This is a genomic window from Sphingomonas faeni, from assembly GCF_030817315.1.
In the GTDB taxonomy this organism is placed as follows: Bacteria; Pseudomonadota; Alphaproteobacteria; order Sphingomonadales; family Sphingomonadaceae; genus Sphingomonas; species Sphingomonas faeni_C.
Genome location: NZ_JAUSZF010000001.1, coordinates 500,852 through 527,555, shown reverse-complemented (window position 1 = coordinate 527,555; position 26,704 = coordinate 500,852). Strand labels below are relative to the sequence as shown.

Here is a 26,704-nt window from a genome sequence, read left to right as displayed (position 1 = left end):
GCAGCTAGGTTCCGCGCGGGGGTGCGTCAAGCCATTGGGGTCGCTGGCGCTCAGGCCATTGGCCGCCTTGCCCTTAACGCCTGGGCGAGCGTGCCCTCGTCGAGATAGTCGAGCTCGCCCCCTACCGGCAGGCCGTGCGCGAGCTGGGTCACGCGGACGGGGAAGCGTTCGATGCGCTCGGCGATGTAGTGCGCGGTGGTCTGGCCCTCGAGCGTGGCGTTCATCGCGAGGACGACTTCGTCGATGCCGCCGGCTTCGATGCGGCGGACGAGGCTGTCGATGCTGAGATCCTCGGGGCGGATGCCTTCGAGCGCGGACAGGCGGCCGCCGAGGACGTGGAAACGGCCGGGGAACAGCCGCGAGCGATCGAGTGCCCAGAGATCGGCCACTTCCTCGACCACGCACAGCGATCGCTGGTCGCGGCGCGGGTCGGCGCAGATCGCGCAGGGGTTGGTGGTGTCGACGTTGCCGCAGACCGAGCAATTCTCCAGCCGCTCGTCGACCGCGGTCAGCGCCTCGCGCAACGGCCCCAGCGCCGCGTCGCGCTTCTTGAGCAGATGCAGCACGGCGCGACGTGCGGACCGGGGGCCGAGGCCGGGGAGCCGGGCCAGCGCCTGCGTCAGCGCCTCGATCTCGGGGGATGCCATATGGAACAGATAGGGGGTTGCGCGGCTCCCCGCCAGCGTGTTCGAGAGGGCCATGCGGATCATCTTCATGGGAACGCCGGACTTCGCGGTGCCGGTGCTGGAGGCCCTCGTCGCGGCGGGGCATGACGTGGTGGCGGCGTATTGCCAGCCGGCGCGACCGGGCGGGCGGCGCGGGCGCGAGCTGGTGCCGTCACCGGTGCAGGTTAGGGCCGAGGCGCTTGGGATCGAGGTGCGGACGCCGGTGTCGTTCAAGGCGTCTCTGTCGGAGGGACTAGAGGCTCGCGAGGCGTTTGCCGCCTTGAACGCGGATGTGGCGGTCGTTGCGGCGTATGGTCTTATTCTGCCGCGCGCGGTGCTGGAGGCGCCTCGGTTCGGCTGCCTGAACGTGCATGGGTCGTTGTTGCCGCGGTGGCGGGGGGCGGCGCCGGTGCAGCGGGCTATCCTCGCGGGGGATGCCGAGACGGGCGTCGGGATCATGCAGATGGAGGCGGGACTAGATACCGGGCCGGTGCGGCTCGAGGGGCGGACGCCGATCGTGGGGAAGACCGCGGGCGATCTGACCGCCGAGTTGTCGGCGATGGGGGCTCGGCTGATGGTCGAGGTGCTGGGCGATCTCGACGCCTACCCTGCCCGGCCGCAGCCCGAGGAGGGCGTCACCTATGCGGCCAAGATCGAGAAGGCGGAGGCACGGATCGATTTCGAGCGGTCGGCGGTCGAAGTCGAGCGGCTGGTGCGCGCGATGAACCCGGCGCCGGGGGCGTGGTTCGAGCATGCAGGCGAACGCGTGAAGGTGCTGGCGGCGGACGTGCTGCCGTTCTCGTTTCTCGGTTGCGAGGGGCTGACGGTCAATGCCGAGCTGACGATCGGGTGCGGCGACGGGGCGATCCGGCCGACCTTGGTGCAGCGGGCGGGGCGCGGGGTGACCTCGACCACGGAATTGCTGCGTGGGTTTGCGATCCCGTCGGGGACGCAGCTTTGACGCGGTTCGCGTTGACGGTGGAGTTCGACGGGCGGCCGTTCATGGGCTGGCAGCGGCAGAAGCATGGGCCGAGCGTGCAGGCGGCGCTGGAGGCGGCGGTGCTGAAGATGACCGGCGAGACGGCGTCGGTGCAGGCGGCGGGGCGGACCGATGCGGGCGTGCACGGAATGGCGATGCGCGCACATGTCGATATCGAAAAGCCACTCGCGGCGTTTCGGTTGATGGAGGGGCTGAACGCGCTGGTGAAGCCCGCGCCGGTGTCGGTGCTGGCGTGCGAGGTGGTCGACGACGATTGGCATGCGCGGTTTTCGTGTGTCGGGCGGTCGTATGAGTACCGGATCGTCAACCGGCGCGCGCCGTTGACGTTCGAGGCGGGGCTGGCGTGGCAGGTGCCTCAGCCGTTGGATGCGGGGGCGATGGCGGAGGCTGCGGGGGCGCTGGTCGGGCGGCATGACTTTACGACGTTCCGGTCTGCGCATTGCCAGGCGGATAGTCCGGTGCGGACTTTGGACCGGCTGGAGGTGGTGCGGGAGGGGGAGCGGCTTTTCGTCTATGCCGCCGCGCGGTCGTTCCTGCATCATCAGGTGCGGTCGATGGTCGGATGCTTGGCGCTGGTGGGTATGGGGCGTTGGGCGGTTCGCGATGTAGCCGCGGCGCTTGAGGCGAGGGATCGGGCGATGCTGGGGTTGAACGCGCCGCCCGATGGGTTGTTCTTCGTGAGTGCCTTGTACCCTTCTCCGTCATCCCGGACTTGATCCGGGACCCAGAGTAACGGGGCGCAGCGTTCGGTACCCTGGGTCCTGACTTTCGTCAGGATGACGGTTGGGGAGTGTCGCGGACGAACTTCGCCGCCAATTCCACATGGGTCGACCAGCGAAACTGGCCGACCGGCTGGACCCAGTCGATCCGCCAGCCGGCATCGCACAGCTCCTTCGCATCACGCGCGAAGCTGGCCGGGTTGCACGAGACATAGACGATCACCGGCGTCTTGCATTCCGCCAGCGCGGTCGCCTGTTCGCGCGCGCCGGAGCGTGGCGGGTCGATCACTACCGCGTCGAAGCGGTCGAGTTCGGCGACAGTCAGCGGGCGGCGATAGAGGTCGCGGTGCTCGGGGTAGACCGGGCGCTGGGTGCGGTGCGCGGCCGCCTTGAGCGAACCCAGCGCATCGCGTGCGCCTTCGGCCGCGTAGACCTTGGCCGGGATCGCGAGCGTGAAGGTGCCGAGGCCGGCGAACAGGTCGGCGACCGTCGCGGGTTTGCCGATCGCTTCGAGGACCGCGGCGGTGAGCGCGGCTTCGCCGTCGGGCGTTGCCTGCAGGAACGACGCGGGCGGGAGCGGTACGGGCACGCCGCCCAGCGTGATCGTGACCGAATCGGGCTCCCACCGCGTCTCAGGGCCGAGGCCGTCGTCGAACGCGACCCGGGCGATCTTGTGGTCCTCGCAGAATCTGGTGAGCGCTTCGGCGGCGGGGAGGCCTTCGGGAGCGAACCCGGTGATCAGGATGTCCGCGCCCTGGTCGGCTAGCGTCAGGTGGATGTCCGCGCGGCGACGGAAATTGAGACGCTTGAGCAACTGGCGGAGCGGCTGGACGAGCGCGAACAGGCGCGGATCTAGGATCCAGCATTCCTTGATGTCGACAATCGTGTGCGCCTTTTCGGCGGTGAAGCCGAGCGTGATCTTGCCCCCCTTGCCCTCGGCGTGGAGCGTCGCGCGGCGGCGGCTGCGTTCGGGGGAAATGTGTGGGGTGCGGATCGGGGCGGACAGGTCCTGGCCGTCGAGCGCCGACGCGATGCGGTCGGTGACGAACTCGGCATAGGCCTGGTCGTCGAGATGCTGGAGCTGGCAACCGCCACAGGTCGGGAAATGCACGCAGGGGGGCGTCTGGTGGTGCGGGCCGGGGATCACGGTGCCGTCGGCGGCGAGCGTGTCGCCAGGCGCGGCGAAGGCGGCGTGGCGTCCGTCGGCGGTCATGCCGTCGCCGCGGGCTGCGACGCGGATAATGGTGTTAGGTGTGTCGGAGGTCATAGCGCCCCTCTGGCGGACCGGAGCGCTTCCGCCAAGTCGTCGGCGATGAATGCGGGCCCCAATCGGCGGGCAGCGTCACCGTGGAGCCACACTCCGGCGCACGCTGCGTCGAGTGGATCGAGCCCGGCGGCAAGCATCGCGCCGATCGCGCCGGCGAGGACGTCGCCGGTGCCGGCGGTGGAGAGCCAGTCGCTGGCGCCCTGTGCGATGCGGACGCGGCCGTCGGGTGCGGCGATGACGGTGTCGGCGCCCTTGAAGACGACGACGGCGTTCGTGAGGACGGCTGCTTCTCGCGCTCGCGTGATCTTATCGGCGTCGGATTTGCCGAAGAGCGCGTCGAACTCGCCGGCATGGGGGGTGAGGATGACGGGGACCTTCAGCGCTTTGATACGCTCCGGGTCTAGGAGGCGGAGGGCGTCGCCGTCGATGATCAGCGGGTGGTTTGAGGTCAGTGCCGCTTCGAGACGGCTCCTGGCGATGCCGTCGCGGCCGAGGCCGGGGCCGATCACAAGCGCGCCGATGCGGTCGTTGGCGAGCGCGTGGTCGGAGAATGGCGTGCGGACGAGGGCGTGGGGCGGGCCTGCGGTGTCGCCGAGCAGGGTTACGTAGCCGGCTCCGGCGCGCATCGCGGCGAGGGCTGCGAGGTCGGATGCGCCGGACATGATGCCGGCGATGACCGCGAGCATGCCTCGGGTGTATTTGTGGGCGTCCGGGCCGGGGTTTGCGAGGGTTGGCGGTTTCAGGACTTCGGCTTGGCTGGTGGTGGGAACGCCGATGTCGAGGAGGCGGATGTGGCCGCAGTAGCGGGCTGCGGGTTGGAGGAGGTGAGCGGGTTTTACCGCGCCGAGGGCTAAGGTAAGGTTGAATACTGGCGGTTTGCTGAGGGCTTGGCCGGAGTCGGTGCCGAGTCCACTGGGGAGATCGACGGCGATGCGGAGCTGGGCGGCATTGGCTAGGAAATGGAGGCGCCCGACAACAGTCTGTTCCCCCGCGGAAGCGGGGGCGCAGAGTAAGCCGTCCGGATAGCCCTTGGAACTCAGCTGGGCCCCCGCGTCCGCGGGGGAACGGCTTAGGGTGGGGACTGGTTCGGCATCGAGCGGTCGGGTCAGGCCGGTGCCGAACAGCGCGTCGACTATGATTGGGGCAGGCTTTGCCTCCGCCAGCGTTTCGACCACGCCGGACCACCCTGCCCTCGCCGACTTCGCCGCAGCCGTCTTCGGTTTCGACAGCGCCGCGACGCGGACTGTCGCGCCCATCTCCGCCAGCACACGCGCGGCGACATAGCCGTCGCCGCCGTTGTTGCCGGGGCCGCAGAGGATCAGCACCTCGTTCACACCCGCCAACCGGCGGACCACGTGCGCGATCGCGGTGCCGGCGCGGTTCATCAACGTCTCGACCGAGACGCCGCAGGCGATTACTGCGTCTTCCGCTGCGCGCATTTCGGCGGCGGTGAGGATGGGCTGGCCTTCGATGTCGATCATGACGTCTTGACGGTTGCCGGAAGGCGGTAGCGGTCGCTGCCCAGCGCGACCTCAATGCCGTCCGCGCCGGTGATCGTGACCTTGGCGACCTCGGCGCCGTCCGCCGCGACCACACCGCGACCGTCCTGCGTCACCAGCAACCGACGGAACGCGCCATCGGGGTGGCGGACGGTCAGGATAAGGCCATCCCTGCCCTGCGTCTGCTCGATCGTGCAGGCCGACGCGAACGCGGAGTCGCCTCGCGCGCAGGCAATCCGGATGTCGCCCGCGGTCTCGCTGCGCCGCTGCGCCTCGACCTGCGCGCTGGCCGGCTTCTCTCGCCCGCATGCTGCAAGCGGAAGCGAGAAAAGCACCGCAAGCGCCGGTATTCGCTTAGATATCCGCGTAGACATGGGTTTCGGCTGCGGCTCCGGGGTGCGTGACGGCACCCTTGTAGGCCGGGCCGACGGTCTTCGCATAGCGCCACAATGCGCCCGAGCCGTAATCGTTGGTGCGCGGCACCCAGGCGGCACGGCGCGTGGCCATTACGTCCTCGGGAACGTCGAGGTCGATCGTTCCGGCCTCGGCGTCGATGTGGATGATGTCGCCATTCTCGACCAATGCGATCGGGCCGCCGTCAGCGGCTTCGGGGCCGACATGGCCGATGCAGAAGCCGCGCGTGCCGCCGGAGAAGCGCCCGTCGGTGATCAGCGCGACGCTCTCGCCCATCCCGAGGCCGTAGAGCGCGGCGGTGGTCGACAGCATCTCGCGCATGCCTGGGCCGCCTTTTGGCCCTTCGTAGCGGATGACGATGACTTCGCCTTCGTTGATCTCGCGGTTTTCGACGGCGGCGAAGGTGTCTTCCTCGCAATCGAAGACGCGGGCCGGGCCGGAGAACTGGAGGCGATGCATGCCCGCGACCTTCACGATCGCGCCTTCCGGCGCGAGGCTGCCGCGCAGGCCGACCACGCCGCCGGTCGGCGTCAGCGGGGTCTTGATGTCGTAGATGACTTTCTGGTCGGGGTTCCACGTCACCTGGTCGATATTCTCGCCGAGCGACTTGCCCGTCACGGTCAGGCAATCGCCGTTGAGGAACCCACCCGCGAGCATCGTCTTCATCAGCATGTAGACACCGCCGGCCTCGTACATATCCTTCGCCACATACTTACCACCGGGCTTGAGGTCCGCGATGTAAGGCGTTGTCTTGAAGATCTCGGCGACGTCGAACAGGTCGAATTCGATGCCGGCCTCGGACGCCATCGCCGGCAGATGCAACGCGGCGTTGGTCGAGCCGCCGGTCGCGGCGACGACGCGCGCGGCGTTGATAAACGCCTCGCGCGTGCAGATATCGCGCGGGCGGATATTGTCGGCGAGGCAATCCATGACCTGCGCGCCGGCCGCCACCGCAATCTGTTCGCGCGTGGTGTAAGGTGCGGGCACCATGTTGCTGTTCGGGATCGACAAACCGATCGCCTCGGCAACGCAGGCCATCGTGTTGGCGGTGTATTGCCCGCCGCATGCGCCGTGGCCGGGACAAGCGACCTTCTCGATCGCATGGACTTCGGACAGCGGGCACGCGCCGGCGGCGTATTTGCCGACGATCTCGAACACGTCGACGACGGTGACGTCGCGGTCCTGATAGCGGCCGGGCAGGATCGAGCCGCCATAGACGAACACGCTCGGGATGTTGAGGCGGAGCATCGCCATCATCATGCCGGGCAAGGATTTGTCGCAACCGGCGAACCCGACGAGCGCGTCGTAGCAATGGCCGCGAACCGAGAGTTCGACCGAGTCGGCGATGACTTCGCGGCTGACGAGGCTGGCCTTCATCCCCTGATGGCCCATCGCGATGCCGTCGGTGACGGTGATGGTGTTGAACCGGCGCGGCATGCCGCCACCCTGGATGACGCCCGCCTGCGCGGCATCGGCCTGCGCATCGAGCGTGGTGTTGCAGGGCGCGGAATTGTTGCCGGCGGAGGCGAGCGCGACGAACGGCCGCGCGATCTGCTCCTCGTCGAGGCCCATCGCATAGTAATAGCTGCGGTGCGGGGCGCGTTCGGGGCCGACAGAGACGTGGCGGCTCGGCAGGCGTGATTTATCGAATGTGCGGGTCATGGCGAACGCCTATGTCGCGGGAGGGGGTATTTGCGCAAGAGAGTTGCGTTTAATTTTGGGGGTGGGAGGACCGCGATCGAGGTCGTCATCCCCGCGCAGGCGGGGATCCAGAATGGCAACGGTCAGCGATCTTGATGGTGAGCCCTGCCGGTATGGGTTCCCGCCTCCGCGGGAATGACGGGAGGTGCTCCCCTCCCTGGAAGGGAGGGGTTGGGGGTGGGTTGGCCTGTTGGCGGACGTCATCCTCCCCAAGCGGCCTACCCACCACCGGCCCCTCCCTTTCAGGGAGGGGGGCAGAAGGGCGCGCATCGGCGTTCCGTTGACAGAGATTAGAGGCCTTCGAGGGCCTTTGCTACGCCGTCCATGGTGAAGGGCTTTTGCAGGCGCGGGCGGTCGCGGAATTCTGGTGCTACGCCGTCGTCGCCGCCGCCGGTGGCGAAGACGAAGGGGACGCCCCTGGCGGCGAGCGCTTCGGCGACGGCCGTGCTCTTTTCACCACCGCGCAGGTTCACGTCGAGGATCGCGCCGTCTACGCCGCCCTCTTCGATCCGCTTCAACGCGTCGGCCACGGTGTCGACGGAGCCGGCGACTCCCTTGTCCAACACCTCAAGGAAATCCTCGAGCATCATGGCGATCAACGGTTCGTCCTCGACGATGAGGATCTGCTGGGTAGCGGTCATGCCTGACGCATAGTCGGGATTGTTACGACTTGCCAACATCTTGTTCGAGTCCCCCTGGCTTAGTCTCGGCGCGCTGCGAGCACGTCTCGTGCCGCTTCGGCAAGTTCCTGAACCGAGAAGGGTTTGGGCAGGAACGCGACGTTGTCGAGGTCGATCGACTTGCGGAGTTGCTCCTCGGCATAGCCCGACATGAACAAGATCGGCAGGTCGGGGAATTTGTCGCGCGCATGTCGAACCATCGTCGGGCCGTCCATATGCGGCATGACGACGTCGCTGATGAGCAGATCGGGGCGGCCGTGCCTCTCCAGCACGTCCAATGCGTTCTCGCCGTTTTCGGCCGTAAGCACGGTGTAGCCCTGCCGCGTGAGCGCACGTTCGGCGACTGCGCGGACCATGTCCTCGTCCTCGACCAGCAGGATCGTGCCCGTACCCCACAGGTCGACGGGCTTCGGCGTCGGCTTGACGGCCAAGGGACGGGTCGCGGCGGGGGCCGAATGGACCGGCAGGTACATCGAGAAGGTCGCGCCCTGCCCCGGCTTGCTGTCCGCAAAGATGTAGCCGCCGGACTGTTTGACGATGCCATAGACCGTGGAAAGGCCGAGCCCGGTGCCCTTGCCGAATTCCTTCGTCGTGAAGAACGGCTCGAAGATCTTGGGCAGGACGTCGGGCGGGATGCCGGTGCCGGTGTCCTGGACGATCAGCGCGGTATAGTCCGCGACGGGCAGGATATCGGACGCCATTTCGCGCACTTCGGATGCGGGCACCGCGCGGGTGGTGATCGTGAGCACACCGCCGCCGCGCGCGTTTGCCGAGACGATCGCGTCGCGCGCATTGACCGCGAGGTTGACGACCACCTGCTCGAGCTGGCCGGGATCGGCACGGACGGGGCCCAGGTTGCGGCCGTGCGTCATGTCGAGACGGACGTTCTCGCCCATCAGGCGCTTGAGGAGGTTCGAGACTTCGGAGACGACGTCGGGGAGCTGCAGGATCTGCGGGCGGAGCGTCTGCTGGCGCGAGAAGGCGAGCAGCTGGCGCGTCAGGCTGGCGGCTCGGTTCGAGTTGGTCCGGACCTGCTGGATGTCGTCGTAATCGCTGTCGCCGGGCGAATGGCGCATCAGCATCAGGTCGCAGTGGCCGATGATCGCGGTCAGGATGTTGTTGAAGTCATGCGCGACACCACCGGCGAGCTGGCCGACCGCCTGCATCTTGGTGGCCTGCGCGACCTCGCGCTTGAGGCGGCTTTCCTCGCTGTTGTTCTTGAGGCTGAGCAGGACGGCCGCGTCGCCGAGCCCGCGCGCGCCGGCAATGGTGAGCGCGACCGGCTCGTCGGGGTGATCCTTGAGACGGACCGCCATGTCGGCCGAGTGCGTCGCGCCGTTCGCGAACTTGCGTATCGCGTCGGCGACCGCCGCCTTGTCCTCGCGGACGACGAGATCGCCCGGATAGAGCGGCGGCGCGACCGAATTGACCCCCGCCGCGCGCAGGAACGAATCGTTCATCTGGAGAAAGCGGCCGTCGCGGTCGACCAGAGCCATCCCGAACGGCATCATGCTGACCAGGCTGCGAACATGTGCGGAAGCACTGGCACCGAGCGCCGGGGCGTTCTCCTCCTCGTCGAGTAGCGCGATCAGTACGGGGGCGTCGTCGCCGTCGAGGAACGGGATCTGGAGGACGCGCAGCGGCGTGCCTTCGAGCCCTTCGCGTTCGAAGCGGACCAGACCGCGGCTGTCGGTGATGAGGAAGCGCGCGAAGTCGCGGCCTTCGATCGAGTCGTATTCGTCGCCGCACGCTCTGGCGCGTAGCACACGGTTGGCGGTGTGGATGCGACCGTCGGGCGACAGCAACGCGGCCATGATACCGCTGCCGCCGAGCCGGTCTCCGGTCGGGCCGGTCAGCAGTGCGGCGAGGGTTTCGGCGAGGTCGTGCTCCTGCGCGGTGACGAAGCGCCAGACGAGCATGTCGGCATCGTCGCCGGCGCGGGCGATCTGCGCGGAGAGGCAGAGGTTGCGGGCGTTGAGGCGATCGACTTGCGCGCTGCCGTCGCGCCAGGCCACGCGGCCGGCGTCGGCGAGTGCTGCGTTGCCGGCTTCGTCGAGCGGCAGGTCGGGGGGCGTGGGAAAGCCTTCGAACAGCGCTTCGTAGGCGTCGTTGGCGCAGACGAGCCGCCCGGCGCGATCGGTGATCGCGAGCGCGTCGGTACCGGCTTCGGCGACGGTGCGGGTGAGGTCCCAGTCGACCGGGCGGAGCGTGTCCTTGGCGACGGGATTGACCAGGCGCCAGGCGATCAACGCGCCGACGACGATGACGGCGGCGGCGAAGAAACCGGCGGCGGCGATCCAGCTGCCGACGAGCAGCAGCACGATCGCGGCGGCGGCGATCGCCGAGGTGGCGGCGACGAGTGCCGCGTTGCGGGCGGGGGTGGGTAAAGCGAACGATGCCATCGCGGGGGGTCATCCGCTGTTGCGGGGTTAGGCGTCAAGCGGGATGCGGTGGTGTTGGGGAGTGCGTCTGTAATTGCACCACCCCGGCGAAGGCCGGGGCCCAAGTGGAAAGGTGGTCGTAACGAAGCGCCGTCCGTCGTCAGCACCGTCCCCCAACTGGACCCCGGCCTTTGCCGGGGTGGTGGCTTCGATACGTACACCTCGCCCCCTCCTGTTCCCCCGCGGAGGCGGGGGTCCAGGGTTACGGGCGGCAGCGTTCGTGATTCCTGGCCCCCCGCTTTCGCGGGGGAACCGAGGTATCGCCGCCGAGCGGGGCGACGCGATATTCTACTCCCCTCCCTGGAAGGGAGGGGTTGGGGGTGGGTCGGCTTGTTGGCGAACGTCGTGCTTCCCAAGCGGCCTACCCACCCCCTGCCCCTCCCTTTCAGGGAGGGGAGACCGTTGGGGTTGGGCAGACTTGGGCGCATTCCTCCAGTTCGCGAACGGGTTACCAGATCCGAACGCGCTGTTCCGGGGTAAGGTACAGCTTCTGCCCAGCGGTCGGCTTGTACGCCGCGTACCAGGGGTCGAGGTTCCGCACGACCCACGCGCGCTGCTGCGACGGCGAGTGAGGGTCGGTCAGCAACCGGTTGCGAAGGTTGGCTTCGCGGTAGTTGCGGCGCCAGACCTGCGCCCAGCCGAGGTAGAAACGCTGGTCGCCCGTGAAGCCGTCGAGCACCGGCGCGGTCTTACCGCCGAGCGCGGTGTGGTAGGCGTCGTACGCTACCGTCAGACCCGCGAGATCGGCGATGTTCTCGCCCATCGTGAGTTGCCCCTTCACGTGCATGCCGGGCAACGGCTCGTACGCGTCGTACTGCGCGCCGAGCTTGCCGGTGAGCGCGTTGAAGCCGGCGATGTCCTTCGCCGTCCACCAGTCGGTGAGCTGGCCCTTCGCGTCATATTTCGAGCCCTGGTCGTCGAAATGATGGCTCAGCTCGTGGCCGATCACCGCGCCGATGCCACCGTAATTGACCGCGTCGTCGGCCTTCGGATCGAAGAACGGCGGCTGCAGGATCGCGGCGGGGAAGACGATCTCGACCATGCCGAAATTGGCATAGGCGTTCACCGTCATCGGCGTCATGCCCCATTCCCAGTGCTGCAAGGGTTTGCCGAGCTTGGAGATATTGTCCTGATGCTGCCATTCGTTCGCGCGCCACTCGTTGCCGAATGCATCGCCCGACGTGATCGTCAGGCCGGAGAAATCCTTCCACTGGCTGGGATAGCCGATCTTCGGCGTGAACGCGGCGAGCTTGGCGTGCGCCTTCACCTTCGTCTCGGGCGCCATCCATTCGAGCTTGTCGATCCGGCGGCCCATTGCGGCGAGCACGTTCTTGACGAGCTTGTCGGCCGCGGCTTTCGTCTCGGGCGGGAAATACTGCGCGACGTAGAGCTTGCTGACCTCGTCATCGAGCGCGCCGGAGGTGAACTGAACGCCGCGCTTCCAGCGGGCCTCCTGCTCGGGAGTGCCGCCGAGGACGGTGCCGTAGAAGGCGAACTGCTCGGCGTCGAACGCCTTGGGGAGGACGTCGGCATAGCCGTCGAGCGAGCGCAGGATCAGCTGGTCTTTGAGCACGCCGATCGGCGCGGTCGAGACGAGCTTGGCGATGCCGGTGATCGCCGAGGGCTGCGCGACGATGACGGTCGGGACGGGCGTGCCGATACCCCTGAAATAGGCGACGAAATCGAAGCCGGGCGCGCGCTTGGCGAGGTCGGCGACGGTCATCTTGTTGTAGGTCTTGGTGGCGTCGCGGCTATCGACGCGGGTCCAGCTGACCTTGGCGATCTCGGTCTCGAATGCGAGCAAGGCGGTGGCGCGCGCCTCGGCATTGGGTTCGCCGGCGAGGGTCAGCATCTTGACGATGTGCGCACGGTAGGCGTTGCGTGCCTCGACCAGTTTCGCGTCGGTGCTGAGGTAGTAATCGCGATCGGGGAGGCCGAGGCCCGACTGGCCGAGCGAAAGCGCGTATTGCTCAGGGAGCTTGTCGTCCTGGCCGACGCCGCCGCCGAACGGGCCGCCGATGCCGGCGCGGTCAGCCTCGGCGAGCAGGGCTGGATATTGCGCACGGTCGGTCAGTGCGGCGATCTTCTTCAGCCACGGGCGGATCGGCGCGAGGCCCTTGGCCTCGATCGTGCCGGTGTCGAGGAAGGTGGCGTAGGCGCGGCCGATCTTCGAGTTCGGGTCCTTGGCGGCGGTGTCGAGGATGCCGCGGGTGCGCGTCTCGGACAGGTCGGAGAGGAGGTTGAACGCGCCGTAGTTCGACTTGTCGGCGGGGATCGGGGTGTTCTTGGACCAGTTGCCGTTGGCGTTATTGTAGAAGTCGTCACCGGGCTGGACGGTCTTGTCCATGCCCTTCTCGTCGAAGCCGAAGGTTCCGAACTGGGCGCCGGTCGAGGTGGCGGGCGCTGGCGGGGTCGGCTCAGCCGTTTGCGAGATGGCGGCGGTGACGCCAGTGATGGCGGTGGCGGCGAGAAGGCCGGCGACGATGAACGACTTCATGGGGTTCTCCGGGAGAAGCTTAGGCAAACACTATACCGTTCGCCGATGCCGTTCCCCTGCGAAAGCAGGGGTCCAGGGTCACGCACGGCGTCTTTCGTGACCCTGGGCTCCCGCTTTCGCGGGAGAACGGTAGGGGCGTCAGTTACCAGATTCGGACGCGGTTGGCGGGGGCGAGGTAGGTGGCTTCACCCGGCTTGGCGCCGAACGCGGCGTACCACGGGTCGAGGTTACGGACCGTGAGGACGCGCTGGTGGCCCGGCGAATGCGGGTCGGACAACAACGTCTGCTGGAGCGCGGCGTCGCGGAACTTGGTGCGCCAGACGCCGGCCCACCCATAGTAGAAGCGCTGGTCGCCGGTCGTACCGTCGATGATCGGCGCCTGCTTGCCGCCGAGCGACTTGTGGTACGCGTCGTACGCGACCGTCAGGCCGGCCAAGTCGGCGATGTTCTCGCCGAGCGTCAGGCCGCCCTGGATGTGCTGACCGGGGAGCGGTTCGTACGCGTCGTACTGCTTCACGAGCGCGTCGGTGAACACCTTGAAGCGCGCGACGTCCTGCGGCGTCCACCAGTCGGTAAGCTTGCCGTTGAGGTCGTATTTGCGGCCCTGGTCGTCGAAATGATGGCTGATCTCGTGGCCGATCACCGCGCCGATGCCGCCGTAATTGACCGCCGGGGCCGCCTTCGGATCGAAGAACGGGGGCTGGAGGATCGCGGCGGGGAAGACGACCTCGTTCATCGTCGGGTTGGCGTAAGCGTTGATCGTCATCGGCGTCATGAACCATTCGCCACGATCGATCGGCTGGCCCAGCTTCTTCAGGTCGCGGTCGTATTCGAACGCATTGGCGCGCGCGACGTTACCGACGAGATCGCCACGCTGGATCTGGAGCGCGGAATAATCGCGCCACTTGTCCGGATAGCCGATCTTGGGGGTGAAGGCGGCGAGCTTGGCAAGCGCCTTGGTCTTGGTCTCGGGTGCCATCCATTCGAGGTTCTTGAGACGCTCGCCCATTGCCGCGATGACGTTCTTGACGAGGTCGTCGGCCGCCGCCTTCGATGCGGGCGGGAAATACTTTGCGACATATTGCTGGCCGATCGCCTCGCCCATCGCGCCCGACACGGTCGACACGCCGCGCTTCCAGCGGACCTGCTGCTCGGGCGTGCCCGACAGCGTGGTGCCGTAGAAGGCAAAGTTGGTCTTGTCGAAATCGCTCGACAGATACGGTGCGTACGAGCGCAGCACCTTGAGCATCGCATAGTCCTGAAGGACGTTGATCGGCGTATCGGCGAACACCTTCGCCTCGCCGGTCAGCGCGCTCGGCTGTGCGACGAGGTAAAACGGACGGCCGGTGACGCCCATCGCGGTCATGTACTGCGCCCAAGGGAAGCCCGGTGCCTTCGCGGCGAAATCGGCGGCGGTCCACTTGTTGTAGGTCTTGTCGGCGTCACGGCTCTCGATCCGGGTCCAATGCGCGGTGGCGAGGCCCTTCTCCATGTTGAAGACGGCGGCGGCGCGGACGGCGGCGTTGGGCTCGCCGGCGAGCGTCAGCATCCGCGTGAGATACGCCTGGTAGGCGGTACGGATGGTGGCGAGCTTCGCGTCGTCCTTGAGGTAGTAATCGCGGTCGGGAAGGCCGATGCCGCTCTGGCCAAGACCGACGACATAGGTGGTGGGGTCCTTATCATCCTGCTGGACGCCGACGCCGACGAGGCCGCCGACGCCCTGGCGCTGGAGCTTGGCGATCTCGGTGACGAGCGCGGTCTTGTCCTTGGTCGCCTTCAGCGCGGCAAGCATCGGCTTTACCGGGCCCGCGCCCTTAGCGTTGACGGCGGCCTCGTCCATGAAGCTGGTGTAGAACTCGCCGACCTTGTCGCCCGGGGTCTTCGCGGCGCCGTCGAGGATCGTGCGAGTGCGTTCGAGCGACAGGTCCTGAAGGACGTGGAACATGCCGTAGGACGAGCGATCCGCGGGGATCGGCGTGGTCTTCACCCAGCCGCCATTGGCGTAATCGAAGAAGTCGGTGCCCGGCGTCACGCTGGTATCGCGGCCCGCCATGTCGAAGCCGAAATCGCCGATCTGCGGCTTGTTGGCATCCTTTGGCGCGACGGGGCCTTTGGCGGCCTTGGCCAGTGCCGGCGACGGCGCAGCTTGGTTCGGGCCGGTCTGATTGGTCTGGGCGATGGCCGAAGCGGCGGACGCGAGCAGGATCACGGTAACAATCGACTTACGCATCTAAAAAACCTCGGGAAGGACTTCAGGATGCCGCGTGTTCTACGCCGATAGGACGGTCCGTCAATTCCAAGCGGTGTCAAATGTTACGAAATACTACGCCGTACGATTATCGTGCCGATGCCGCCACTTGCGCGCGATCCATAGGCGCCAGCCGAGCGCGCTGAGCGCATAGCCACCGACCGAACAGACGACCGTGATCACTAGCAGGCCGAGCGCAGTGGCGGGGCCAGCTTGCATCAGCCACGGGATCCATTCGGTACGCGCCGCGGCGTCCGCGACCGGCTGACCGGGAACGTGATCGTCGAGCCTCAGCAGTGACGAACCGATCCAATAGGCGGCGATCCAGAGCGGCGGCGTGGTCAGCGGATTGGTGATGAAGGTGGTTAGCGCGGCGGTCGGCACGTTCGCGCGGAACGGAAGCGCGAAGATTGCAGCAACGGGCGTCTGCGCGACCGGGATCAGGATACCCGCGACCATGCCGAGCGCCACGCCGCGGGGGACCGATCGACGGGTGAAGCGCCAAAGCTCGGGCGCGAGAACGCGGTGCGCGACGGGACGCAGCAGCCGGTTCCGCTCCATCGATTCGCGGGTCGGCAAGTTACGATGCGACCACGCCGCGAGACGTGCGAAAATGCTGCCCGGCGTTCTGGGCACAGCCTATCCGCGATCCCGCATGATGCGGCCCTGCTCGCGCTTCCAGTCCTGTTCCTTCACCGAATCGCGTTTGTCGTGGTTCTGCTTGCCCTTGGCGAGCGCGAGTTCGATCTTTGCGCGGCCCTTCGAGTTGAAGTAGATCATCAGGGGCACGAGCGTCATGCCCTGGCGCGCGACCGCACCGAACATCTTGTTGATCTCGCGCTCGTGGAGCAGCAATTTGCGCGGGCGCTTGGGCTCGTGATTGAAGCGGTTGCCGTGACTGAATTCGGGAATGTTCGAATTCACCAGGACAACGTTCTTGCCCTTCACCTCGGCATAGGCCTCGGCGATCGAGCCCTCGCCGCCCCGCAGCGCCTTCACCTCGGTGCCGGTGAGCGCGATGCCCGCCTCGAACACCTGCTCGATATAATAATCATACCGCGCGCGCCGGTTCTCGGCGACGATCTTGGTCTTCTCGAAAGTCGGGGGTTTGGGACGTGCCATGGGACGCGCGATGTAGGAGGTCGCGAGGCTTAGGGGAAGCGGTGGTCGTGACTTCTTATTGGTCTCGACCTCCTGCTCTTCTCCGCCCCTCCCTGGAAGGGAGGGGCAGGGGGTGGGTCGGGTTCCGCATATCCGGACCGCTGTGGCTCAAGCTGGCCGACCCACCCCCTGCCCCTCCCTTCCAGGGAGGGGGGACCGTGATGGTCTGGTCAGACGAGGTGCGCATGCTTCAGAGCTGCGTCGACCGCGGCGCGCGAGGCCTCGCCGGCCGGGGTCATCGGCAGGCGCAGCGTCTCGGGGAAGCCAGCACGCACCTTGGTCATCGCGTATTTTACCGGGCCTGGGGACGCGTCGGTGAAGAGCGCTTCGTGGAGCGGGTAGAGCTGGTCCTGATACGCCAGCGCCTTGACGAAATCGCCCGCCTGGCACGCCGCCTGGAACTCGGCGCAGAGCTTCGGCGCAACGTTGGCGGTCACCGAGATGCATCCGGTGCCACCCATCACGTTGAACGCCAGCGCCATGTCGTCATTCCCAGACAGCTGGCAGAAGTCCGGCCCGCACGACGCGCGGTGCTGCGAGACGCGGGCGAGGACGCCGCTGGCATCCTTCACGCCGACGAACACGTCGGGGAACGCCTTCACGATCCGCGCGAGCGTCGCGGGCTGGATGTCCGTCACGGTCCGTGCGGGGACGTTGTAGAGGATGATCGGCAGCGGGGTCGTCTGCGCGAGCGCTTCGAAATGACGGAAGATGCCTTCCTGCCCGGGCCGGTTGTAATAGGGTGGCACCATGAGGGCGGCGTCGGCGCCAGCCTCTTTGGCGGCGCGCAGGTTGGCCGAAGCGACACGCGTATCGTTCGAACCTGCACCGGCGATCACCGGCACGCGGCCCTTCGCCTGATCGACGCAGACGCGGACGACGTGAAAATGCTCGTCATATGACAGAGTCGCCGCTTCCCCCGTGGTGCCGCACGCGACCAGCCCTGACGAGCCCTCCGCGATCTGCCACTCGATGAAGTCGCGATAGGCGGGTTCGTCGAAGCTGCCATCGGCGGCGAACGGGGTGACGAGCGCCGGAATAGATCCTGAAAACATGCGGTAGCCTGCATCCATTCTATAAGAAAAGTCTGGCCTGTTGCGCCAAATACCGGGCGAAATCCGGATTTCGTTCAGGACAGATACGGGTTCGATCCCTATGCTGTCCACATGGTAGCATCGATGTTTAAAACGAGCCTTCTTCTCGCAGCTGTGGCGGGGACGGTCGCCGCGTCCGGAGGCGGTCAGCAGACGCTGGATCGCTACAGCACGCAACTCGCCAATATGGGGCCGCAGGCTCAGCCGATGGCGACGGACGGCGCGATCGCCTCGACGATCGCGCAATGGCGCGCGTTGCAGCAGACCGATGCGCTGCCGTTCGACAGCTATGCGGGGTTCCTGATGGCACATCCGGGCTGGCCGAACGAGGCCGCGAACCGGCGTGCGGCCGAGCGCAAGGCGGCCACCGGGTCGCCGACCAGCGTGGTCGCGTTCTTCCGCCGGTATCCTCCGCAATCGGCTTCGGGCGGGGTCGCCTATGCACGGGCTTTGCAGGCGACCGGCGCGCGGGATCAGGCCTATGCGGCGGTGCGGACGGCGTGGCGGAGCAGCGGGCTGACGCCGACCGACGAGGCGATGGTGACGTCGGGCTTCCCCGGCGCGCTGACGCCGGACGATCAGGACGCGCGGATGGATGCGCTGTTGTGGGCGGGCCAGACCGGCGCGGCGCAGCGGCAGATCGTGTGGACCAGCGCCGCACGACGGCCGATATTTCAGGCGCGGCTCGCGTTGCGGACGAATGCGCCGAACGCTTCGGATATCTCGGCCTCGACGCAGAGCTTGTATGCGAACGACGCGGGCTATGTCGCGGACCGTGCGCAGTGGTTGCGCAATTCGGGCGCGAGTCCTTCGGCGCGGGCCTGGCTGGCGCGGCCTCGGTCGCTGACGACTCGGCCGGGCAATGCGGCGGAATGGTACGAGGTGCTCGTCACCAACGCGAACGGCGCGGCGAACGACGGGCAGTATCAGGTCGCTTACGACATCGCGCGGCAGATCGACGACGCGTATCCGTTCGGTACAGACGTCTCGACGAAATCCTATGCCGAGCGCGACGAATATACCAATCTCGCCTGGCTCGGCGGACGAGTGGCGATGAAGCAGCTCGGGCGGCCGGCGGATGCGATGACGCTGTTCGACCGGTACGCGCGCGGCTCGCGTTCGCCTCAGGTGCGGTCGAAGGGCTATTACTGGGCGGGCCGTGCGGCCGAGGCGGCTGGGCTGGCACCTCAGGCGGCGGCGTTCTACGGCCAGGCGGCGGGATACCGCGATCAATATTACGGACAGCTGGCGAACGAGCGGACCGGGCGTGCGCTGGTCGCGCCGCCTTCGGTGGCGTCGGTCGCCGTCGATCCGGCAGCGCGAGCGGCGTTCGACCGGCGCGAGACGGTGCGCGCGGTGAAGTTCCTGGGGCAGATCAACGACTGGCAGGACCAGACCGCGTTCGTCCGCCAGATCGCGACGGACGCCACGACCGACACCGACCACCTGCTCGCCGCCGAACTGTCGAAGAGCATCAACCGCCCCGATCTCGGCGTGATGGTCGGGCGGAGTGCGTTGACGAACGGGCTCAGCGATTATTCCGCAGTCGGCTTCCCGATGGTCTCGGTGCCCGCGGGGTATGAGGATAACTGGACGATAATCCACGCGATCTCGCGGCAGGAAAGCCAGTTCGATCGGGCTGCGGTGTCGCATGCAGGGGCTCGCGGGCTGATGCAGCTGATGCCGGCGACCGCGCGCGAGCAGTCGGGGAAGATCGGGTTGGCCTATAACCAGGCGGCTCTGACGACCGATCCGAACATGTCGATCATGCTGGGGTCGAGCTACTTCCAGCGGGTGTACGCCAATTACGGCAGCTATCCGCTGGCGGTGGCGGCGTATAATGCGGGCGGCGGCAACGTGAACAAATGGCTCCGCGCGAACGGCGACCCGCGGACCGGCTCGGTCGATATCATCGATTGGGTCGAGGCTATCCCGTACCAGGAGACGCGCAACTATGTGCAGCGCGTACTGGAGAATGCGGTGGTCTACGATCTGATGAACCCCGCGCGGGCGAAGAGCCGGGGGGCGGCACGGTTGTCGTGGTATTTGGGGAAGAACCGGCCGGGTTGATCGCTGAAGAGTATTGGCAAGCGCATGGATCGCCCGAACTACATTACCCCTGCCGGCTACACCGTCTTGCGCGAGGAGTACGAACACCTGCTTGCCGGCGAGCGACCGAAGCTGGTCGAGGTCATCTCCTGGGCGGCGGGAAACGGCGACCGGTCCGAGAACGGCGACTATATCTACGGCCGCAAACGGTTGCGCGAGATCGACCGGCGGCTGGGGTGGCTTTCGAAGCGGATGAAGGCGGCCAAGGTCGTCGATCCCGCCGCGCAGGAAGACCGATCTCGCGTTTGGTTCGGAGCCTGCGTGACGGTTGCCGACGAGGACGACGTGGAGCGCGTGCTGACCTTGGTCGGCGATGACGAGACCGATGCCAGCAACGGGCGGATCGGCTGGAACTCGCCGTTCGCGCGTGCCTTGCGCGGAGCTGCGATCGGCGATGTGCGGCGGGTGGACCTGCCGGCAGGCGAGCGCGAATACGAGGTGATCGCGATCGGCTATCCCTAAACGGTCCGTTTCGGTTTCAGTTGATTGACGCTGCCCCGCCCCCGTGTGACGTTTCACCTTCGCAACGACATCGAGGACTCCGCCATGCCGATACCCGCCACCTGGTCCGCCCGCCTGCTCAGCGTCATGCGCATCGTCGTCGCGCTGGTGTTCTTCAGCCACGGCATCTCGAAGTTCTTTGGCCTGCCGCCCTTCCCGATGCCGATGAACCCGCTGCTCTACGTCGCGGGGATCCTCGAAGTCGTCGGCGGCGGCATGCTGATCATCGGCCTGTTCACGCGACCGGTGGCGTTCGTGCTGTCAGGCATGTCCGCGGTCGCGTATTTCATGGCGCATTTCCAGCAAGGTCCATTCCCGATCGCCAATGGTGGCGAGCCGGCGGTGCTCTACTGCTTCGTCTTCCTGTATCTCGCAGCGGCCGGTGGCGGCGCCTGGAGCGTGGACGCGACGCGCGGGCGCGGCTAACCTCGCGCGCATGATCGATACCACAACGCGCAACGTCGCCCTCCTGATCGACGCGGACAATGCCTCCGCCGCGACCCTCGACCCGGTGCTGACCGTCCTCGCCGAGCTCGGCACGGTCAACGTCCGGCGGGTGTATGGCAACTGGTCCAAGCCCGCACTGAAGGCGTGGAGCGACATGTCGATCAAGCATGGCATCGAGCCGCAGCAGCAGTTCGACCTCACCAAGGGCAAGAACGCGACCGACATGAAGATGACGATCGACGCGATGGACCTGCTGTTCCGCGGGCGCATCGACGGCTTCGGCATCATGTCGTCGGACAGCGACTTCATGCCGCTGGCGACGCGCATCCGGCAGGACGGCATCCCGGTTTACGGCTTCGGCACGAGCCGCACGCCGGAGGGCTTCCGCCAGGCCTGCACGCGGTTCATCGACGTTGGCGCGCTGAACGAGACATCTCAGGCGATGCCCGCGCCGGCCCCTGCTCCCGTGGCGGGTGAGAAGGCTGCGACGCCGGCGCCGGTCGCTCGACCGAAGACCGCGCAGCCGATCGACGAGCAGGTCATCAAGCTGCTGATCGACGCGTACAACGCCGTGAAGCGCGACGAGAAGGGCTATGCCAGCGTCGCCGAACTCGGCCAGCTGGCGGGCAACCGATCGAGCTTCGATGCGCGGAATTACGGGTTCAACCGGCTGTCGGACCTGATCGAGACGATCCCGAACTTCCAGCATGAGCGCCGCGAAGGTGGCCGGTCTTTCGTGAAGCGGTTGCGGTAGACTTTCCCCCCTCCCTGGAAGGGAGGGGTCGGGGGTGGGTCGGCTCCCGCATCGTGAAACCGTGGCGACCAAAGCCGGCCTACCCACCCCCAGCCCCTCCCTTTCAGGGAGGGGAGCGCGTTTCACCTCACCCCGTAGGCTGCAACCGCCCGCCAGGCTCGCTCATCCCGTGGGCCTGTTCCTCGCTATCGTCGGGCACCACCAGCGCCCCCTTCCGCCAGTTCCCATAGCGATAATACCACGCCGCAATCGCCAGCGTCGCCAGCGACCCGAGCGGGAAGCTCCACCACAACGCATCCGCCCCGAGCCACGGCTTCGCCAGCAACGCAAAGCCGATCCGCACCGGATACAGCGCGACGATCAGCGCGATCAGCGGCGCGATCACCGCGCCGTTCGCGCGGACCGTCGAGAAAAGCACCATCGTCATGCCGAACAGGATGAAGTTCCAGCTCGCGATCAGCTGGATATGCCGCGCGATCGGCAGCGCGGGGCTGTCGCTGCCGATGAACAACGTCATCACCGGGCGGTCGAACAGGATCACCACGCCGACCATCGCGCCGGTTAGCGCGACGTTGAAGAACAGGCCGTACTTAGTGATGTCGCCGACCCGGTCCCAGCGGCTCGCGCCGATATTCTGCGCCGCCATCGAACTGACCGCCGCGCCGATCGCCAGCGCGGGCATCTGGATATAGGTCCACAACTGCTGCGACACCGCATAGGCCGCCGCGGTGTCGACGCCGAGTCGGTTGACCAGCCCGACCATCGCGAGGCCCGCGGTCGACATGACGAGCATCTGCGCGCCCATTGGCAGACCCTTTCGGACGATCGTCCCGGTCAGCGCGCGCTCGGGGATGAGGTAGCGGAGTTCGTTGCCGCGGAGCCTCAGCGGCAGGTCGCGTTTGTAGATATAGACGATCAGCCCGAGCAGCGAGACGTGGCTGGCGATCAGCGTCGCCATCGCCGAGCCGGCGATCCCCATCTGCGGGAACGGGCCGATGCCGGCGATCAGCAACGGGTTGAGCGCGCTGTCCAGGATCGCGCTGAGAAGCATGAACCAGAGCGGCGTCATCGAATCACCGGTGCCGCGCAGGCCCATCATCAGCAGCACCATCATCATCGACGCGGGCAACCCGAGGAAGATCACGCGCAGATAGGCAAGCGCCAGCGGCATCGCGTTGCCGGGGGTGGCGAGCAGGTGGAGGATCTCGGGCGCGAATACCCAGCCCAGCGCGGCGATCACGATCGCTCCGCCGAGGACGAGCCCGACCGCAGATCCGAACGCGCGGCGTGCGCCCTCCAGATCGTGCCGGCCGAAGCTCTGGCCGACCAGGATCGTCGCAGCCATGCCGAACCCGAACACCGCCCCGAAGGTGAGGAACATGATGATGTTCGCGTTCGAGGTCGCGGCGAGCGCGCCTTCGCCGAGATAGCGCCCGACCCAGATCGCGTTGATCGAACCGTTGAGGGATTGGAGGATGTTCGAGCCGAGCGTGGGGAGTGCGAACGCGAGGAGCGTGCCGCCGATGTGACCGGTGGTGAGATCGCGCTGGCCGGGTTTGCTGCGGGGGCGGGTTTCGGTCTTGCCGCTAGAAGGATCGCGATCGTCGGCGCGTGTCTCGACGTTGGATGGCAGGTCGCTCACACAGTCTCTCCGTCAGGCCGGTTTTCCGGTGTCCACCGGCGGACGGTCGGGCGCCCTCTCAAGCTTCGTCCTAGCGGCGGAGTGAACGCCGGAACAAGCTGGTAGGTCCGCTGCTCCAAACCAAGCGCACGTGTTTTCCCGCGAAGGCGGGGACCCAGACTGGGCTCCCGCCTTCGCGGGAGAACAAGAAGTAGGGCAGATAATTTGCCGATCAGTCCAAACACGCATTCCCCTCCCGCTTGCGGGAGGGGTCAGGGGAGAGCGCGACGTACGTACTGGCGTCCGGTCAGTGGGGCACTCCCCTCCCCCAACCCCTCCCGCAGGCGGGAGGGGAGCAGGTCATCCCAGGCGTCCGAGTGCCGCCTGCAACCGTGTAGCTTCGGCGGCCTTGTCGGCGTGGTCGGCCTTGGCCTTTTCCACCGCCTCGGGCTTGGCCCGTTCGACGAAGCTGGCGTTGCCGAGACGGCCGGACAAAGCATCGCGCTCCTTCTCCGCTGCCGCGATCGCCTTGGTCAGGCGGGCGCGTTCGGAGTCGAGGTCGATGACGCCTTCGAGGGGGAGGACGAACGTCGCTTCGTCGACCACCACCTGCGCCGCGCCGCCGGTGGCTTCGCCCTCGGCATGCGTGACACGGGCGAGACGGGCGAGCGCGGGGGCTTGGCGCTGAAGCCGCGCCAATGTCGCCGCATTCGCATCGCGGACGTGGAGCGGCAGGCGCGCGCCCGGCGGCACGTTCAGTTCGTTGCGCGCGGTGCGGATTTCCTGAACCAGGCGGATCAGCCAGTCGACTTCCTTGCTCGCTTCGGGATCGAGCGAGCGCGCGTCCGCCATCGGCCATTGTGCGACGATCAGGTCGTGCTCGCGCGGGTGGGCGGGGTCGGCCATCGCATGCCACAGCTCTTCGGTGATGAACGGCATGAACGGGTGGAGAATGACCAGGATCTGGTCGAGCACCCAGCCCGCGACCGCCTTCGATTCGTCGTCGATCTGGCCGCGCTCTTCGCCGACCATCTGCGGCTTGATCAGCTCGAGATACCAGTCGCAGAACCGGCTCCACGCGAACTGGTAGATCGCGTTGGCGGCGCCGTCGAAGCGGTAGTCGGCGAGCGCGAGGTCGACCGTCTGGACGGTCGCGATCGTCTCGGCGATGATCCACTTGTTGACGGCGAGTTCGGCGCGCGGCGCCTCCAAGGTAGTGCTGGCGACGATGCCGTTGGCCTGTGCGAACCGGGCGGCGTTCCACAGCTTGGTGGCGAAGTTGCGATAGCCCTCGACGCGCTTCTCATCCATCTTGATGTCGCGCCCCTGGCTCTCCATCGCCGCCATGAAGAAGCGCAGCGCGTCGGCGCCATAGGTGTCGATCAGCCCGAGCGGGTTGACGACATTGCCCTTCGACTTCGACATCTTCGCGCCATCCGCCGCGCGGACCAGGCCGTGGAGGTAGAGCGTGCGGAACGGCACGTCCTTCATGAAGTGCAGCCCCTGCATCATCATCCGCGCGTTCCAGAAGAACAGGATGTCGAAGCCGGAAATGAGCACGTCGTTCGGGTAGCGGCCGCCAAGCTGCTTCTGCTCCCTCTCCCCTGCGGGGAGAGGGTCGGGGTGAGGGGTCGTACCGGGCGTTGCGCTGCTTGGCTGCCCCTCACCCTGGCCCTCTCCCCGGAGGGGAGAGGGAACGGCACCCTCCTCAGCCCAGCCGAGTGTAGCGAAGGGCCAGAGCGCGCTGGAGAACCACGTGTCGAGCACGTCGGGATCGCGCGTTAGCGTCACGCCATCACCCGCCAGAGCCTGCGCTTCGGCCTCGGTTTCCGCCACATACGGCGTACCGTCCGGACCGAACCATGCCGGGATCTGGTGCCCCCACCAAAGCTGGCGGGACACGCACCAAGGCTGGATGTTGTCCATCCAGTTGAAGAACGTCTTCTCCCAGGTCTTCGGGACGATATCGATCGCGCCAGTCTGGACCGCCTCGATCGCCGGCTGGGCGAGCGTCTTGGCATCGACATACCATTGGTCGGTCAGCCACGGCTCGATCACCACGCCCGAGCGGTCGCCATATGGGGTCTGGATCGTGCGCGGTTCGGCGTCGTGCTCAACGCCGTCCTTGTCGACATGCGCGATAAGGAAGCCTTCGTCCTTGAGCCGCGCAACGATGGCCTTGCGCGCCTCTGCGGTCGTAAGTCCGAGAAGGTCGGCCGGGATCAGGCCGTCCGAGACCTGCACCACCCGCGCTTTGGCATCGAGCATGTTGAGCATCGACCCGGCAGCCATCCCTGCCCGCTTGCCGACCTCGAAATCGTTGAAGTCGTGCCCGGGCGTGATCTTCACCGCGCCCGACCCGAGCTCCGGATCGGCATGGTCGTCGGCGATGATCGGGATCAGCCGGCCGGTGATCGGCAGCTTCACCTGCTTGCCGATCAGCGCGGTGTAGCGCTCGTCCGCGCCGTTCACCGCCACCGCCATGTCGGCGAGCATCGTCTCGGGGCGCGTGGTCGCGACCTCGATGAAGCCCGACTCGTCGGCGAGCGGATAGCGCAGGTGCCAGAAGCTGCCCTTGATCTCGCGCGTCTCGACCTCGAGGTCGCTGATAGCGGTGCCGAGGCCCGGATCCCAGTTCACGAGGCGTTTGTCGCGGTACAGCAGCCCCTCTTTGTGGAGGTCGACGAACACCTTGATGACGGCCTTCGAAAAGCCCTCGTCCATCGTGAAGCGCTCGTTCGCCCAGTCCATCGAGCACCCGAGCCGGCGGAGCTGCTGCGTGATCTCGCCGCCGCTCTCTTCCTTCCACGCCCAGACCTTCGCGACGAACTCCTCGCGCGTGAGGTCGGTGCGCTTCTGCGGCGGGGTCAGCGCGCCCATCTGGCGCTCGACCACCATCTGCGTGGCGATGCCGGCGTGATCGGTGCCGACCACCCACAGCGCGTCCTTGCCCTTCAGCCGCGCGTGACGCGTGAGGATATCCTGCAACGTGTTGTCGAGCGCGTGGCCGATATGCAGGCTGCCCGTGACGTTGGGCGGCGGGTTGACGATCGTCCACGGCTCGGCGTTCGGACGGTCGGGCCGGAACTGGCCGCTCGCCTCCCAATGCGCGTACCAGCGCGATTCGATGGAGGCCGGGTCGAAGGTTTTTGGAAGCTCGCTCATGCCCGAGCCTTAGCGGGCGTGTCTGGGCTAGGCCAGCCTTAGGGGAGCGTGTGGGGTTTGGAATTGGCGTCGCGGCGCGACAACGGGCCTACCCACCCCCGACCCCTCCCTTTCAGGGAGGGGAGCAGGTTGGTTCAGGGCTGCTGGTTCATGATCTTGGCGATCTCGCGCGAGACCATGTCCTCGACCATGTTGGGAAGGTTCGCATCGATCCATTCGCGCAGCATCGGGCGGAGCATCTCGCGGACTAGGCCCTCGAGCGTGCCGTCATTGCCTGACTCGGGTTTTACCATCATCCGCGTCAACGCTTCGAGCGGCGCGCGCGTTGCAGCGGCGGTATGGCGCGAGACGATCGGTTCGGCCGTGGCATCGGTCGCTGGCTGTGGCTTGGCGCTCGGCGCGGCCTTTGGCGGTGTCACTTGGGGGGCCATCTGCGGAGCGGCGTGGCGTGGTTCGGACGGGGTATCGACGGAGGCAGGCACCGGGGACTTGGGCGAGCGCGGCGTACGATCGGGCATGGGGTCGCTCAGCTCGAGAATCTCGTCGTCGTCGTGATCGCCGTCGAGAAACGCAGGATCGAGATCGACCGGCGCAGTCGTCGTGCGCGAAGGCCGACGCGAACGGCCCGGCGTGTCGCCCTCTTCCGCGATGATGCGTTTGATCGACGAGAGGATTTCCTCCATCGACGGCTCGCCGTTGACATCCCCCATCCGGACCATCC

General features: G+C 67.0%; 21 protein-coding genes. 6 read left to right on the top strand and 15 right to left on the bottom strand.

From position 1 onward, the window contains the following. Positions 1-50 precede the first annotated feature (50 nt). Entirely contained in the window at positions 51-647 is a 597-nt protein-coding gene (recR, locus tag QFZ54_RS02495) for a recombination mediator RecR (protein WP_307089232.1), read from the bottom strand. A gap of 52 nt (positions 648-699) precedes the next feature. On the opposite strand from recR, the gene fmt reads away from it, so the two are divergent. Continuing rightward, complete coding sequence (gene fmt / locus QFZ54_RS02490; protein WP_307084107.1) at positions 700-1,626, top strand: methionyl-tRNA formyltransferase; 927 nt, start codon at positions 700-702, stop codon at positions 1,624-1,626. Beyond that, positions 1,623-2,381 carry a tRNA pseudouridine(38-40) synthase TruA gene (truA, locus tag QFZ54_RS02485; RefSeq protein ID WP_307084105.1) on the top strand — a complete coding sequence of 253 codons (759 nt, stop codon included), beginning with the start codon at positions 1,623-1,625 and terminating at the stop codon, positions 2,379-2,381. Before fmt ends, truA begins: the two co-directional genes overlap by 4 nt. A 55-nt stretch (positions 2,382-2,436) precedes the next feature. On the opposite strand, the gene QFZ54_RS02480 is transcribed toward truA, so the two are convergent. From QFZ54_RS02480 to dapA, 11 genes are all read right to left on the bottom strand, one after another. Next, positions 2,437-3,651 (bottom strand): class I SAM-dependent RNA methyltransferase, encoded by a 1,215-nt coding sequence (locus QFZ54_RS02480; RefSeq protein WP_307084103.1) that lies wholly within the window; start codon positions 3,649-3,651, stop codon positions 2,437-2,439. Then, positions 3,648-5,132 (bottom strand): NAD(P)H-hydrate dehydratase, encoded by a 1,485-nt coding sequence (locus QFZ54_RS02475; protein WP_307084101.1) that lies wholly within the window; start codon positions 5,130-5,132, stop codon positions 3,648-3,650. The genes QFZ54_RS02480 and QFZ54_RS02475 overlap by 4 nt, the downstream gene beginning before the upstream one ends. After that, on the bottom strand, positions 5,129-5,485 hold the full coding sequence (locus tag QFZ54_RS02470; protein WP_307084099.1) for a hypothetical protein: 357 nt from the start codon (positions 5,483-5,485) through the stop codon (positions 5,129-5,131). The genes QFZ54_RS02475 and QFZ54_RS02470 overlap by 4 nt, the downstream gene beginning before the upstream one ends. 19 nt (positions 5,486-5,504) lie before the next feature. After that, on the bottom strand, positions 5,505-7,226 hold the full coding sequence (gene ilvD, locus QFZ54_RS02465; protein WP_307084097.1) for a dihydroxy-acid dehydratase: 1,722 nt from the start codon (positions 7,224-7,226) through the stop codon (positions 5,505-5,507). A gap of 329 nt (positions 7,227-7,555) precedes the next feature. Beyond that, complete coding sequence (locus QFZ54_RS02460; protein ID WP_056062573.1) at positions 7,556-7,906, bottom strand: response regulator; 351 nt, start codon at positions 7,904-7,906, stop codon at positions 7,556-7,558. Positions 7,907-7,965: 59 nt separating this feature from the next. Beyond that, positions 7,966-10,347 (bottom strand): hybrid sensor histidine kinase/response regulator, encoded by a 2,382-nt coding sequence (locus QFZ54_RS02455; RefSeq protein WP_307084095.1) that lies wholly within the window; start codon positions 10,345-10,347, stop codon positions 7,966-7,968. Positions 10,348-10,834: 487 nt separating this feature from the next. Further along, positions 10,835-12,883, bottom strand: coding sequence for a M13 family metallopeptidase (locus QFZ54_RS02450; RefSeq protein WP_307084093.1), 2,049 nt, complete (start codon positions 12,881-12,883; stop codon positions 10,835-10,837). Positions 12,884-13,025: 142 nt separating this feature from the next. After that, positions 13,026-15,113 carry a M13 family metallopeptidase gene (locus tag QFZ54_RS02445; RefSeq protein ID WP_307084090.1) on the bottom strand — a complete coding sequence of 696 codons (2,088 nt, stop codon included), beginning with the start codon at positions 15,111-15,113 and terminating at the stop codon, positions 13,026-13,028. Between the two features lie 93 nt (positions 15,114-15,206). Next, on the bottom strand, positions 15,207-15,746 hold the full coding sequence (locus QFZ54_RS02440; protein ID WP_373458578.1) for a DUF2062 domain-containing protein: 540 nt from the start codon (positions 15,744-15,746) through the stop codon (positions 15,207-15,209). 24 nt (positions 15,747-15,770) lie between these two features. Then, positions 15,771-16,253, bottom strand: a complete 483-nt coding sequence (gene smpB / locus QFZ54_RS02435; RefSeq protein WP_055879372.1) for an SsrA-binding protein SmpB — start codon at positions 16,251-16,253, stop codon at positions 15,771-15,773. A gap of 209 nt (positions 16,254-16,462) precedes the next feature. Then, positions 16,463-17,347, bottom strand: a complete 885-nt coding sequence (gene dapA, locus QFZ54_RS02430; RefSeq protein WP_307084086.1) for a 4-hydroxy-tetrahydrodipicolinate synthase — start codon at positions 17,345-17,347, stop codon at positions 16,463-16,465. A gap of 123 nt (positions 17,348-17,470) precedes the next feature. Between dapA and QFZ54_RS02425 the strand changes: the two genes are divergently transcribed. From QFZ54_RS02425 to QFZ54_RS02410, 4 genes are all read left to right on the top strand, one after another. Further along, positions 17,471-19,456, top strand: a complete 1,986-nt coding sequence (locus tag QFZ54_RS02425; RefSeq protein WP_444965512.1) for a lytic transglycosylase domain-containing protein — start codon at positions 17,471-17,473, stop codon at positions 19,454-19,456. Between the two features lie 24 nt (positions 19,457-19,480). After that, a complete protein-coding gene (gene greB / locus QFZ54_RS02420) occupies positions 19,481-19,957 on the top strand; it encodes a transcription elongation factor GreB (protein WP_307084082.1) in 477 nt (158 codons plus the stop codon). An 84-nt stretch (positions 19,958-20,041) separates the two neighbouring features. Then, the gene (locus QFZ54_RS02415) at positions 20,042-20,422 is read left to right on the top strand and encodes a DoxX family protein (RefSeq protein ID WP_307084080.1); all 381 of its coding nucleotides are present in this window, start codon (positions 20,042-20,044) and stop codon (positions 20,420-20,422) included. A 10-nt stretch (positions 20,423-20,432) separates the two neighbouring features. After that, positions 20,433-21,197, top strand: a complete 765-nt coding sequence (locus QFZ54_RS02410; RefSeq protein WP_132897656.1) for an NYN domain-containing protein — start codon at positions 20,433-20,435, stop codon at positions 21,195-21,197. Between the two features lie 127 nt (positions 21,198-21,324). Here the strand turns inward: QFZ54_RS02410 and QFZ54_RS02405 are convergent, their stop codons facing one another. The 3 genes from QFZ54_RS02405 to QFZ54_RS02395 form a co-directional block, all read right to left on the bottom strand. Continuing rightward, on the bottom strand, positions 21,325-22,839 hold the full coding sequence (locus QFZ54_RS02405) for an MATE family efflux transporter (protein WP_307084078.1): 1,515 nt from the start codon (positions 22,837-22,839) through the stop codon (positions 21,325-21,327). A gap of 339 nt (positions 22,840-23,178) precedes the next feature. Continuing rightward, on the bottom strand, positions 23,179-25,983 hold the full coding sequence (locus tag QFZ54_RS02400) for a valine--tRNA ligase (RefSeq protein ID WP_307084076.1): 2,805 nt from the start codon (positions 25,981-25,983) through the stop codon (positions 23,179-23,181). A 134-nt stretch (positions 25,984-26,117) separates the two neighbouring features. Continuing rightward, entirely contained in the window at positions 26,118-26,693 is a 576-nt protein-coding gene (locus tag QFZ54_RS02395) for a DUF2497 domain-containing protein (RefSeq protein WP_307084074.1), read from the bottom strand. Positions 26,694-26,704: the final 11 nt, after the last annotated feature.